This is a genomic window from Agrobacterium sp. O3.4 (genome assembly GCF_041414895.1).
Taxonomy (GTDB): Bacteria; Pseudomonadota; Alphaproteobacteria; order Rhizobiales; family Rhizobiaceae; genus Agrobacterium; species Agrobacterium cucumeris.
Map to the genome: position 1 here is coordinate 1,736,830 of NZ_JALPZP010000001.1, position 12,635 is coordinate 1,749,464.

The 12,635-nt window shown below is 58.1% G+C and carries 13 protein-coding genes; 6 read left to right on the forward strand and 7 right to left on the reverse strand.

Features of this window, described 5'->3' with window-relative positions; genetic code table 11:
- Positions 1–25 precede the first annotated feature (25 nt).
- Together M0412_RS08475 and M0412_RS08480 are read left to right on the forward strand one after the other, a co-directional pair.
- On the forward strand, positions 26–472 hold the full coding sequence (locus M0412_RS08475) for a MarR family winged helix-turn-helix transcriptional regulator (protein ID WP_142839314.1): 447 nt from the start codon (positions 26–28) through the stop codon (positions 470–472).
- Positions 473–585: 113 nt separating this feature from the next.
- Positions 586–1,008 (forward strand): YciI family protein, encoded by a 423-nt coding sequence (locus M0412_RS08480; protein ID WP_269698506.1) that lies wholly within the window; start codon positions 586–588, stop codon positions 1,006–1,008.
- 196 nt (positions 1,009–1,204) lie between these two features.
- On the opposite strand, the gene M0412_RS08485 is transcribed toward M0412_RS08480, so the two are convergent.
- From M0412_RS08485 to M0412_RS08495, 3 genes are all read right to left on the reverse strand, one after another.
- Positions 1,205–1,966, reverse strand: coding sequence for an RES family NAD+ phosphorylase (locus tag M0412_RS08485; RefSeq protein WP_269698507.1), 762 nt, complete (start codon positions 1,964–1,966; stop codon positions 1,205–1,207).
- Positions 1,926–2,309, reverse strand: coding sequence for an MbcA/ParS/Xre antitoxin family protein (locus M0412_RS08490; RefSeq protein WP_269698508.1), 384 nt, complete (start codon positions 2,307–2,309; stop codon positions 1,926–1,928). The genes M0412_RS08485 and M0412_RS08490 overlap by 41 nt, the downstream gene beginning before the upstream one ends.
- Before the next feature lie 97 nt (positions 2,310–2,406).
- On the reverse strand, positions 2,407–2,829 hold the full coding sequence (locus M0412_RS08495; protein WP_003511906.1) for an organic hydroperoxide resistance protein: 423 nt from the start codon (positions 2,827–2,829) through the stop codon (positions 2,407–2,409).
- 193 nt (positions 2,830–3,022) lie between these two features.
- Here M0412_RS08495 and M0412_RS08500 point away from each other — a divergent pair, with 193 nt between their 5' ends.
- Entirely contained in the window at positions 3,023–3,481 is a 459-nt protein-coding gene (locus M0412_RS08500; protein WP_142839311.1) for a MarR family winged helix-turn-helix transcriptional regulator, read from the forward strand.
- 177 nt (positions 3,482–3,658) lie between these two features.
- Positions 3,659–4,432 carry a hypothetical protein gene (locus tag M0412_RS08505; RefSeq protein ID WP_269698509.1) on the forward strand — a complete coding sequence of 258 codons (774 nt, stop codon included), beginning with the start codon at positions 3,659–3,661 and terminating at the stop codon, positions 4,430–4,432.
- 144 nt (positions 4,433–4,576) lie between these two features.
- Here the strand turns inward: M0412_RS08505 and M0412_RS08510 are convergent, their stop codons facing one another.
- The 3 genes from M0412_RS08510 to M0412_RS08520 form a co-directional block, all read right to left on the reverse strand.
- Positions 4,577–5,383 carry a calcium-binding protein gene (locus M0412_RS08510; RefSeq protein ID WP_269698510.1) on the reverse strand — a complete coding sequence of 269 codons (807 nt, stop codon included), beginning with the start codon at positions 5,381–5,383 and terminating at the stop codon, positions 4,577–4,579.
- Positions 5,384–5,785: 402 nt separating this feature from the next.
- A complete protein-coding gene (locus M0412_RS08515) occupies positions 5,786–6,511 on the reverse strand; it encodes a L,D-transpeptidase (protein WP_065115105.1) in 726 nt (241 codons plus the stop codon).
- Positions 6,512–6,666: 155 nt separating this feature from the next.
- Entirely contained in the window at positions 6,667–7,575 is a 909-nt protein-coding gene (locus M0412_RS08520) for a L,D-transpeptidase (protein WP_142839308.1), read from the reverse strand.
- Positions 7,576–7,742: 167 nt separating this feature from the next.
- Here M0412_RS08520 and M0412_RS08525 point away from each other — a divergent pair, with 167 nt between their 5' ends.
- Positions 7,743–10,454, forward strand: a complete 2,712-nt coding sequence (locus M0412_RS08525) for a heavy metal translocating P-type ATPase (RefSeq protein ID WP_269698511.1) — start codon at positions 7,743–7,745, stop codon at positions 10,452–10,454.
- A 151-nt stretch (positions 10,455–10,605) separates the two neighbouring features.
- Positions 10,606–11,415, forward strand: coding sequence for a glycosyltransferase family 32 protein (locus M0412_RS08530; protein WP_269698512.1), 810 nt, complete (start codon positions 10,606–10,608; stop codon positions 11,413–11,415).
- 6 nt (positions 11,416–11,421) lie between these two features.
- Here M0412_RS08530 and M0412_RS08535 read toward each other — a convergent pair whose 3' ends face one another.
- Positions 11,422–12,387: a S9 family peptidase gene (locus M0412_RS08535; RefSeq protein WP_269698513.1), complete on the reverse strand. Its 966-nt coding sequence runs from the start codon at positions 12,385–12,387 to the stop codon at positions 11,422–11,424.
- Between the last annotated feature and the right edge of the window lie 248 nt (positions 12,388–12,635).

Below are 12,635 nucleotides of genomic sequence, written 5' to 3' on the forward strand. Positions count from 1 at the left end.
AGGTTGATATCAACATATTTATCGCATGTCAAACGCCAGCGTGATTCCTTTTTCGACAACTCTTTTCGTGCGGGACGCCTGCCTTTGCCTGCATGCGCAACGCGCTGCACGGGCTTTGGCGCGACTGTTCGACAATGCGCTGAAGCCTGTTGGCATCAATAACGGCCAGTTTTCCCTGCTGATGTCGCTCAACCGGCCGGAGCCGCCGCCGATGGGGCCGGTCGCCCATCTTCTGGCCATGGACCGCACGACGCTGACGGCGGCGCTGAAGCCCCTGGAGCGGCGCGGGCTGGTCAGCATCGAACAGGACCCGAAAGACAGGCGCGGCAAACGGCTGCGGCTGACGGCGGATGGCATGGCAGTGCTGGCGGCAGCCTTTCCCATCTGGGAACAGACCCATGCGGAAATCGAAGCAAGGATTGGCAGCGGCGACCCCGACCGGCTGCGCCGCGATCTTATCGATCTAGGCTGACCGCACGACGGCATAACGCCACTTTTATCGGCCAGAATGTCATCGCGCCGTCGTGCTGGAAAACCAGACTAAGGACCCGACAACCCGGAAAATACAATCGAGGAGGAAAGATCATGCGTGCAATCGTTTTTGTAAAAGCCACCAAGAGCAGCGAAGATGGCGTCATGCCCACGACTGAACTCATGGAGGCAATGGGAAAATTCAACGAGGAGCTGGTCAATGCCGGCATCATGCAATCCGGCGACGGGCTGCACCCCTCCTCCAAGGGCAAGAGGGTTGTTTTTGATGGCGACAGCCGCACCGTGGTTGATGGCCCCTTCCCGCATACCAACGAGCTGGTTGCCGGCTTCTGGCTGTGGAATGTCAAGGACATGGATGAGGCGGTGGCCTGGGTGAAGCGCTGCCCCAACCCGATGCTGGAGCGCAGCGAAATCGAAATCCGTCCGCTGTTCGAAATGGAAGACTTTGGCGATGTCGTAACGCCGGAAATCGCTGCGCATGTGGAAGAGCTGCGCGCCCGTGTGGGCAAGCAGTAGCGGGGCTCAGGCTTACCATCGGGCCTGAACGCTGCCGCTTGTTTCTTCTCCCCGCCGGGGAGAAGTCCGCGGCAGCGGGATGAGGGGGCAAGCTCTCCGTAAATCTCTACCGTTGCCCCCTCATCCGGCCCTTCGGGCCACTTTCTCCCCGGCGGGGAGAAGAAAGAAGCGGCAGCGTCTGCTCAACCAGCGGCCGTCACCCCAAGAGGCCGGCCAGACGCGGGTCATTGGCAAAATCCGAGGCCAAAAACCCCGTGCGGCGCATCGGGAATTCGCACAGGGCCTGCACCCCGGTTTTAGACAGGTGAATGCGCCAGCTCATCCGCTCTACCGGCGTTTTGGCCGCAAAGGCCCTTGGCGACAAAATTGCGATGTTGAGGCCACCTGCGGGATCGCGCACCGAGCGGTAAAGGATGGCTTCAACCTTTGCCTCGCGCGCCTGCTCTGCCAATGCCTGGCACGGCTCGTAATTCGTGAGATCGGTCCACAGCGCCTCGTTACGGCTCAGCTCCGGTTTCGTCAGATCAAGTGCGGCATCGGTGGCAACGCGGGCGGCGAAGGCGGAATATTCGGCGGGATTGGCGGGCAGCGGTGTACCCGGCGATTCGGCATAAAACAACAGCCGGTAAAAGGCCATTTCGGCAAGCGCCGTCTCCACCCTGGCGGCGGCGTAATAAACACCCTCGGTGAAACCCGCCCGGCGAAAACGCGAGCCATAGGGATAAGCGGCGCCATAACGGAAAGGCGTGGCGAGAAGATAATCAAGACCGGCGCATTCGGGCGGAAACGGCCGCTTGCTCGTCTCGAGAATATCTTCCAGCAGCGATTGCTCCTCCACCGTATCCACCAGCTTCATGGTGGAAACCTGATGCTGTGCTTCCACCAGCCGCCAGTATTTTCCCGATGTGGCGCGTTTTTCAGACAGGAGCGCGTCGGGCGTCCAGATAGGAGAGGACATCGATCAATCCGGTAATGGTGGTCAGCTTTTCGGCAGGTACGGCGTTCAGCGCAACATTGTGATTGCGCAGCCAGTTTTTCGCAACGGCCTCATCACCGCCGGCAATCGCATCCAACGAGCGGAAAACCCGGATCAACAGCACCGCCAGCTCGAACGATTTGGCGCCCGGCTCCAGCAGGAAATCCAGTCTTTTCATGCGCGAGACGGTGGGGGCGGAAACGCCGAGAATATCCGCCATGCGGGCGGCATTCAGGCCCAGCCGTTCGGCAGCGGCGATAACGGCCTTGGTGACGACCCTGCCCTGCGCTGCAGGATCCATGGCAGTCTTGGCGTGAATATTCATGGCACACATCCTTTCCTTGGAAAGAATATAGCATATTTATTTCTACAGACAAGAAGGCCGGGGATAAACCCCGGCCCTGCTTTTCATGACTGCAATATCAGGCCACAGAAACCGGTACTTCCGTGGAGGTGCGCATGGCGTGGCTATAAGGGCAAACAATATGAGCGGCAGCAACCAGTTCCTCTGCCTTTTCGCGCTCCAGGCCGGGAATGTTGACCTTCAGCGACACTTCGATGCCAAAGCCGGTGCCATCTTCGCGCGGGCCGATACCGACGGTTGCCGTCACAGTGGTGTCTTCGGGGATCTTTACCTTCTGCTTGCCGGCAACCGCCTTCAGCGCGCCGAGGAAGCAGGCGGAATAACCGGCGGCGAAAAGCTGCTCCGGGTTGGTGCCGCGGGCACCGTCACCGCCCAGTTCCTTCGGAACGGTCAGCGTTACGTCGAGAACGCCGTCTTCCGACTTGGCGTTACCTGCACGGCCACCGGTGGCGGATGCTTTGGTCGTGTAGAGAATAGGCATGGCATTTACTCCCTTCGGGTTGGTGTTGAGTGTTTTATAGCGAACAATTAAATTGTGCGCAATATGATTTTGCACGTTGAATGAAATTTTGTTTTTTGCGATAGTTTTCACGAAATTTCGCCGCACATCCATGTGGCAGGAACCGAAAGCGGGGGCCGATTGTTCCCTCCCCGGTTTTATTTGGAGCAGGACTATGGGCGCAGAGGGCAACGACACGAAGATGGAAAGCCTGTTGAGGCTGGACCAGCAGATATGCTTTGCCCTTTATGGCGCAGCGCACGCTTTCACACGTGCCTATAAACCGCTGCTTGACCCGATCGGACTGACCTATCCGCAATATCTGGTCATGATGGCGCTGTGGGAAAAACAGACCTCCACGGTCAAGGCGCTTGGCGAAATGCTGGGGCTGGATTCCGGCACGCTGTCACCGCTGCTGAAAAGGCTCGAACATGCGGGCCTGATCACCCGCAAGCGCGGCACGGTGGATGAGCGGCAGGTGCTGGTGGCCTTAACGCCAAAAGGCGCCGACCTCAAAAAAGAGGGCGTGAAGATCATGGCGGCCATCGGCGGCGCCACCGGCTGCGGGCTGGAGGAGCTGGCACAGCTGCGGGATCGGGTGAACGCGTTGAAGGACGGTCTTTCGAAGTCTTAATACCCCTCAAAATCTGGGGTGTCGAAAGTATTTATTTACCAATTCCCGATAAAGTTGTATTTATATTTTATGCAGCTAAAATGACTTTTAGCAGCGTTTCCAGCCTCAAAAGCCGGTGAAGGCCTTTTGCGGCAGATTTCAAAAGGCATAGCTATGACTTTGATCTCTGCAAATTCAATGGCGCTGACCATTCTCAATCAAACTTTTTCGGTCCCCAAAATATCAGGCAACGACGCCGCGACCCCGATCCTCGGAATGGTAGCCGGAGGTCAGCAAAAAACTGCGCAAGCCATCGAAACGATTTTGACGCTCGCTTCGCAGGCTACCAAAGCAAAGCTGGAAACCGCCGCAAAAAAAGAGACCGTCTCCGCCGCCATTCCGCAAGCGACGATGAGCGCCATGAACGCCGCGGCCACGAATATGATGTCGTCCTATTACGTCAATCCGATCGAGCGCACCGCGGAAAACGCGGAGTTCATCGTAACCAACCTGATCACAAGAGCTGCGCGGGCAAGCCCCCGTTATGTACCTGAAATTATTGTGCCGCCGCGTGACGAATATAATGCGCAGTATGCTGAATGGGGCGCAAAACGCATCGCGAATGGTGAAGACGAAGCTCTGGTTAACAAGCAAGTCGAATATTTCACCAGCGATCGCGCCTATCAGGCCCGGCTGGATTTAGCTGCCCTGAGAACAGCGAACAACGGCTATTACAGCGAAGCATCACGCAGCGATATGTATTATAGCGAGAAAGCTCTAAAAGAATTTTTCGGCTCTGCCATAGCCCTCAAATTTGGGGAAAACGGACAAGTATCCGTAACTCCAGGTATTATTTACTATAATAACGGGCAGAAAATGGTTGATTATAAAGAAAACGGTGAGCTGGAAATATTTGATGAAAATGGAATTATGACAAAAAATTATAGAAAATCAGAACTTCAACCTTACTAGCGTGCTTGCTGCAACAAGTGTGAGCTGTATGTTCTCAGTCTACATGTTCGACGTTTATTCCAAACACAAAACCGATGCTACTTCTGCAGCATTTGATAAAAATTCAGTCAGGCTCCGCCGCCGGTGACGGAGGAGCCTGGTAGTTTATGCGTACACGCCAAACTCGAACATCGAATTGTTCAACGAGGCTGATGAAACCCCGTTCAAAATAACTTCGACATCGGCGACAGTTATACTCGCATATCCGGCAGAGTTATCGATAATCGTCAAGTCGCTGAAGTCATCGGCGATTGCGTTATGAAAACGTAACTTGTCGATCCCGAATTCAAAGTCTTCAACCAAAGTCACGGCAGCTTGCGTCACAAATTGGAAAGTGTCCGCGCCCACACCGCCCCAAAGAATGTCTCTACCCGCTCCCCCATCAAGAAGATCATCATTATCTCCACCAAATAGCTCATCGTTTCCAGACCCACCGCGCACCTGGTCATTTCCGGCTTCACCAAACAACTTGTCTGAGCCGTCTCCGCCGTTAAGCTGGTCGCTTCCGGGTCCGCCGTAAAGATTGTCATCGCCCGCATCACCGGACAGATTGTCGTTACCGCCCTGACCATCCAGATAGTCATTGCCGGTGCCGCCGAACAGCCAGTCATTGCCAGCGGCATTCAATTGCGCCGGCCAAGGATTTACATCGGTGGTATCGCCGTACAGCCTATCGTCGCCGGCATTGCCAAAGAGCAGATCGTCACCGCCGTCGCCTTCGACCCTCTCCCCAAGCTGACTACCGACGAATATATTGCTGTTCTCACGACCATAGATCGTCACGCCGGGCGACATATATGTCACGCTCGAAAAATCTGCCATTCCAGCGAAGTAAACTGGTTTTACAGGCCAGGAGGTAGCGCCGTTAAACTCAATACGCTCGACACCATCCAAACCGTTGTGATCAATCATCACAGCAGTCCAAGAATAGTAGTACTTCGGAGCGACGTATATCGTGTCTATACCCGCGCCACCGATAAATTTTTCCCAACCGTTTCGAATGCCGCCCAGAGTTCCGGTCTCGCTGCCGCCAAGCTGAAATACGTCGTTTCTCGCTACGCCATAGCGATCACCGTAAAAGATTTCGTAGGGACGTGTACCTACCTGCCAACTATAATCATGAACAACCCGTGTTTATTATAATAAAAAACCAACAAGAGTCACGTTATTTATAAATATACTATAGAACTGATTATCAGCACTAAAAACAATATTGATATATTAGAAATAAATAATGGCCACAACACGCTTCGTGTTGCAGCCATTATTCGTCAATTCATTTACCGGATGCCTTATTAAAGCGTCCAGTTAGACCTACTGCCAAACCACCACACGTGCCTTCTGCGGCACGCGGTCGTAGAGGTCTATGACGTCCTGGTTCATCAGGCGCACGCAGCCGGAAGAGACGGCCTTGCCGATGGAGTTCCATTCTGGCGAGCCGTGCAGGCGGTAGAGCGTGTCCTTGCCGTTCTGGAAGATATAAAGAGCGCGTGCGCCGAGCGGGTTCTTCAGGCCCGGCGGCATGCCGCCATTCTTGGACGAATATTTGGTGAGTTCCGGCTGGCGGGCGACCATTTCGTCCGGTGGGGTCCATTTCGGCCATTTCTGACGCCACTGGATGACGCCTTCGCCCGACCAGGCGAAACCATCGCGGCCGATGCCGACGCCGTAACGCATGGCGCTGCCGCCCTGCTCCACAACATAGAGGAAGCGCGAGCGCGTATCGACAACGACGGTGCCGGGGCGTTCGCCGGTCGGGTCGACGACCCGCTGGCGATAATAACGCCGGTCGATTTTCTGATAGGGTACGGCGGGAATGACGTAACCGCCATCTTCAACCGAGCCGTACATGACGGCCAGTTCCGCATCGCTGACGCCGGGCGAGAACATCTGGCGGAAATCGCTGCCGATGGCGCTCGCCTGCTGGCGGATGGCGTCTCCCGTGCCGGATGAAGCGCAGCCCGCCAGAAGCGAAGCGGAAGAGATGCCGAGAAGGGAAAGAAAGGTGCGTCTGGAAAGATCTGTGTCGGTGCTTGTCATAAGGCCGGTTTGTCCCACATTTCGAACGGCTATATCGCCGTTGTACGTCATTTGTTCCGTATCATGCGTATTGCGAAAATAGTTAACCGACCGCTAAAAGCCAGTCACAAGGCGCCGGTGGATTGGAGCTCGCATCTCTTTCTTTTAGAACGTGGTCAGATAACCACAATCTGCGCCCCTTTGGGCACACGCTCGTAAAGATCAATGACGTCCTGATTGAGCATGCGCACGCAGCCGGAGGACGTCGCCTTGCCGACGGACTGCCAGTCCGGCGTGCCGTGCACGCGGTAAAGCGTGTCCTTGCCGTCCTTGAAAATATAAAGCGCACGCGCGCCGAGCGGATTGTTGAGACCCGGGGTCATGCCGCCATTGGCCGCCGAGATGGAGGTAAGCTCCGGCTGGCGCTTGACCATTTCGTCCGGCGGCGTCCAGCGCGGCCATTTCGCCTTCCACTGGATCTTACCGCGGCCCGACCATGCATAACCATCGCGCCCGAGACCGACGCCGTAACGGATCGCCTTGCCGCCCGGCTGCACCAGATAAAGGAAATGCTGTTTGGTATCGACGATGATGGTGCCGGGCGCTTCCGCCGTCTGATAGCTTACTTCCTGCCGCAGATAACGCGGGTCGATGCGACCATAGGGAATAGCCGGCAGCGAACGGTCCTCGTCGCGGATCGGGCCATACATGACCCGATGCAGCGGATTGGAAACCGGCAGGCCATAGGTCACCATACGATCCGGGGCGAGCGGTGCGGCCTGACCCTGCACCTGCGGCGCGCTCAGGCCCTGCCCGCGCACCGGCGGGCCGTATTCCTGATGGAAGCGGGTTCTGAACAGATCCGGCGGACGCGTTGAAAGCTGGCCCGGCTGCGGCGGCAGTTCCGGCTGGCGGTTCGAGCTGACGGAATTGAAGTTGAAGACCGGCGCCGTTTCCCGCACGAAGACATCCGGGTCCATCCGGGTCGTATCCGTCACGAAAAGGCAGCCGCTGAGGAGCGGCAGAGCCACAAGACCCGCCAGAGAGGCCGCCCGGCGGCAGTGTTTCATAAAGAGTGCTGTCATCTGAACCGCTTCATGGAATCCAATATGGCTGCATGATGAACCGCGCGGCTGGCGCGAAGCTGGTGTGCACTTTTCAAAAAAAATCGGAAAATCGCATTTTTGCCCTTGAACCTCTAGTTGCTAGAGGTGCCAGATTGGCTGTCGACTGGAATTCAGGAGCGAAAACCATGAATATTTCGACACGCGGCAATCTGAACGGGGAATCGGGAGACCTGACCTTCACGGTCGGCGGCATGGATTGCGGCAGCTGTGCGGCGAAGATCGAAACCGCGCTCTCCCGCCTGCCCGGCGTTGCCGACGTCAAGGTGTCCGTTGCACGCGAAAGGTTGAACCTGTCGCTGGCGGAAGACAAGACATCGGTCGCAAAGATCGAGGATACGCTGCGCAAGCTCGGTTTCAAGCCTGCTTTGCTGCCGCAGGAGAAGGCTCCGCGCGAAAAGATCGCAGCGGAACCTCACGACCATGAACATGACCACGACCATTCATCGTGCGGAGGTCACCACCCTGCGGAAGCCGCCCCCAGCGTTGAGCAGAACAATGCCCTGACCTTTTCGGTCGGCGGCATGGATTGCGGCAGCTGCGCCGCGAAGATCGAAACCGCGCTCTCCCGCCTGCCCGGCGTGGCCGACGTCAAGGTATCGGTTGCGCGAGAAAGACTGAACCTTTCGCTTGTCGAAAACACGACCCCGACCGCAAAAATCGAGGATACGCTGCGCAAGCTCGGCTTCAAACCCGCCTTGCTGGCGCAAGACAAATCGGCGCGGGGCAAGGCGGAAGATAACGGGCACGACCACGGGTCCTGCAACGGTGATCATGATCATTCAGGCCACGATCACTCGGGCCATGACCACTCGGGCCATGATCATTCCGGGCACGATCATGCGGACCATGACCACGCCAATTGCGGCGGCCACGACCATGATCACGCCGGGCATTCGCATGCAAAGGCACAGCCCGCGACAGTCACGCCAAGCGCCGAGGTGGGACACGCCCATGGCGCCGATGAGAAGGGTGCATGGTGGCGCACGGCCAAGGCCCGCAACACCTTCACCGGCACCATTCTGGTCGCGGCCGCCTATGCGGCGGAACTCACCTTTCCGGCCTGGGGCGGTTATGCCTTCATCGTCGCCACGCTGGTGACGCTGTTTCCGATTGCACGCAATGCCTTCAACGCCGCCCGTTTCGGCGCGGTCTTCACCATCGAGATGCTGATGACCATTGCCGCCATCGGCGCGATCTTCATCGGCGAGGCGGAGGAAGCCGCCATCGTCGTGCTGCTCTTCTCGATCGGCGAACTGCTTGAAGGCTTTGCGGCCGCACGCGCCCGTTCCGGCATCAAGGCGCTTGGTTCATTGCTGCCGAAAACGGCGCTGGTCGAGGAAAACGGCACGCTCCGTCAGGTCGCTGCCGATCAGGTCCGCATCGGCCAGGTGGTCGTGGCCCGTCCCGGTGACCGTATCGCCGCCGACGGCGTGGTGATGGAGGGCGAATCGAGCGTCGATGAATCGCCGATGACCGGCGAGAGCATCCCGGTTGCCAAGGAAAAAGGCGCCCGCGTCTTTGCCGGTTCGATCAACCATGACGGTTCGTTGCGCATCCGTGTCGACCGCGCGCCGGAAGACAACACCATTGCCCGCATCATCACGCTTGTCGAGGAAGCGCAGGATGCGCGCGCGCCGACCGAACGCTTCATCCAGAATTTCTCGCGTTATTACATGCCGCTGATCGTGGCGATTTCGGCTCTGACCATCGTCGTGCCGCCGCTTGCCGGTCTCGGTGACTGGGATACCTGGATTTACCGTGGTCTCGCTTTGCTGCTGATCGGTTGCCCCTGCGCGCTGGTCATCTCCGTTCCCGCGGCAATAGCCTCCAGCCTTTCGGCTGCGGCACGCCACGGCATGCTGGTGAAGGGCGGCGCCGTCATCGAAATGCTGGCGCGCACCGAAACCGTCGCCTTCGACAAAACGGGCACGCTGACGCTCGGCGAACCTGTGGTGACCGACGTGGTGGCGCTTGACGGCAACGAGGCAGGGCTGATCGCCGAAGCCGCCACCATCGAGCATGAATCGAGCCATCCGCTTGCCAGAGCCATCGTCAACCACGCCGAAAAGGCCGGCGTGAAGCCGCTGCCCGGTTCCGACATCAAGGCGATTTCCGGTCGCGGCATGCAGGGCACCGTTGGCGGAAAGCGCCTGTTCATCGGCGCACCGCGCTTTGCAACCGAAGTCGGCACACTCTCGAAGGAGCTGGCCGACCGCATCACGGCACTTGAAAGCGAAGGCAAGACGGTGGCTGTGGTCATGGCCGGCGGTGCAGCGAGCGGTCTCTTCGCCATGCGCGACGAACCGCGCAAGGATGCGGCCGAAGGCATCAAGGCGCTGAAGGAGATGGGCATTTCCTCGCTGATGCTGTCGGGCGACAATGCCCGCACGGCGCGTGCCATCGGCAACAAGCTGGGTCTTGAAGCACGCGGCGAACTGCTGCCGCAGAACAAGGTCGAGGAAATCCGCAAGCTCGCCGCAAAGAAGACCGTGGTGATGGTGGGTGACGGCATCAACGATGCGCCGGCGCTTGCCGCCGCCAGCGTCGGCGTCGCCATCGGCTCCGGCACGGACGTGGCAATGGAAGCGGCGGATGCGGCGCTGATGCGCAACAATGTCGGCGATGCCGCCCGCCTCATCGGCCTCTCACGCGCCACCATGAGCAACATCCGCCAGAACGTGGCGATTTCTCTCGGCCTCAAGGCAGTGTTTCTGGTCACGACCGTCACCGGCCTTTCCGGCCTGTGGCTCGCCGTCTTTGCCGACACAGGTGCCACGGTGCTGGTGACCGCCAATGCCATGCGGCTGCTCGGTTATTTCAATCGCAGCAAAGCCTGACCACAGCCAAGTTCAAACCGGCCGAGCCTCCTCATTCGGGCTCGGCCGGTCCAACTTTCAGCATATTGACAAACTAATTGCGTACAATAAATACGGCGTACCGCCGTTCCCACGCGCGTGATAGTCGATTCCACACGCAGGAGCGCTGAACTTGTCAAAGCATGGCTATAACCGCATTGCTTATCGTGCGATCAAGATCGGCGGAAATATCGTCAAGGTTATCTTTTCCATCGATTTGTTTCTCCGGCCGGGCAGAAGAAAAACACTTCCCGATCATCGGCCTGCGCGACGCCAGCCAAAATCGGAAAAAGCCATTCCGCGCATCATCTGGCAGACGAATTACTCCAACCGCGTCACAACGCCGATCTATGCGAATTTCCTGTTCAATCGTTTGCTGACCCCGGAATTCGAATATCGTTACCATGATGACGAGGCGTGCCAGGCCTATATCGACCGCCATTTTCCCGGACGTTACGCCGATGCCTTCCGCCGGTTGCAAGTCGGCGCTGCAAAGGCGGATTTCTGGCGTGTTCTGGTCCTTTTACAGGACGGCGGCATCTATCTTGATATCGATTCCAATTTCGCGGCGCGCCCGGAAGATGCGATCAGCCCAGACGAAGAAGCCGTTTTCATCGCCATGAAAGACGGCGAAGTGACGAATTACTTCATGGCCTCCAGACCGGGTCATCCGGCGCTTAAACTAATTGCCGATCGTATTGCCCAGAATATCGAAGAAGGCACCCTCGTCAGCGTCTATGACATGACCGGCCCGACGGTGGTGCATGCCGTGGTCAAGGAACTCGGAGTGCCTGTTCGCAATTACCGGGAAATGTGTACCCAAGGGCAATTCACCAACAAGCGTGCCCAATATGCCGATAAAAAAGATGGCGCATGGTGGAAAGAGCAGGCCAAGACGTCGATCGTCAAAAATCAGGGCGCGCTGCCCCCGGCGGCAGAATAACGCGTTTTAGGCGAAGCCGTTAAAAAAGCGGATGCTTTCCACCACTGCGCCCGGAACCACGCCATTGTGGGTGCCGGGCAGCAGTTTTTTGTCCACCTTGAACCCGGACATCAGGGCACGATCCACGAACAGCTGGTGATCGGCATCGAAAGGCCGCTCTTCATCGCCGCGCAGCAACAGGGCCGGACATTTGAGGCTGGGGCCGAAACAGACCGAGGAGCGCATGATGAATTCGCGCTCGTCGGTTTCGTCGAAACAGATCTCGTCCGAATAGCGGTTGAAATAACGCCATGAATTGACGCCCGCCGACATGGGGGCCGCCGCACGGAATTTGCGGCTCATGGCGGCGAGCAATGTCAGCGTGCCGCCATTGGAATGGCCGGCGATGAAAAAGCGCTTTTTGTCTATGCCGGGCAGGTTTTCCAGATAGGTAGCTGCCGCCAGCGCATCCGCCGTTTCATTGTAGAAACCGGAATAATTGCCACTCTGGCCGTTCTCGCCCCGGAAAGACGGCAGCAGCACGACAAAACCAGCCTCCCAATAGGGCTTCATCAGCGCCCAGTGGCCGTCTCCCGTGGCATTGCCGCCGTGCAGGAAAAGCACTGCCGGCTTCGGTGTTTTGGACGGCTGATAGTGGGAGAGCCAGGCGACAAGCTCGATGGAACCATCCGGCCCGCCGGGATAGGTGACGCGTTCCGCGCCGGGCGGTGTGCCAAGCGCCGAGGATTTTTCCGGCGCGGCCATCTTGCGCAGCAAGCGGGTATGAAAATGTTGGCGGGCCTCCGCGTAATCCTGCCGTTCCAGCGGCGGAACCTCGGGGGCGACAATGCCGGCTTTCGCACCCTGCGGCAGAAGCGCTGCCACCGACAGGCCCATGGCGCCGGCAAGCAGGCCGCGCCGCGTCAGGCCCTGGCATATCACGCCGCTCTCTTCCTGTCCGAAGGCTGAGGAAAGAAAGCATTTATCGGCCATGGGTGCACTCTGAGTACGGGGATGGAAATGTTAGCAGTTCAGCACTGCGGCGGGAGACTGTCCAATCACGGATTCGCGAATGACAACAATGTATTCGCAGCCATCGTGGCAATTTCTGGACGGTGCAATGTTTCCTGCCTGATAACCGGCTCCCTCTCCGTCATACCGGCCTCAAGCCGGTATCCAGCCAGCCCAAGTCCTTGGGCGTACCCCCTTCTCGCCGCGCCGACGCGCGGCGGCTGGATACT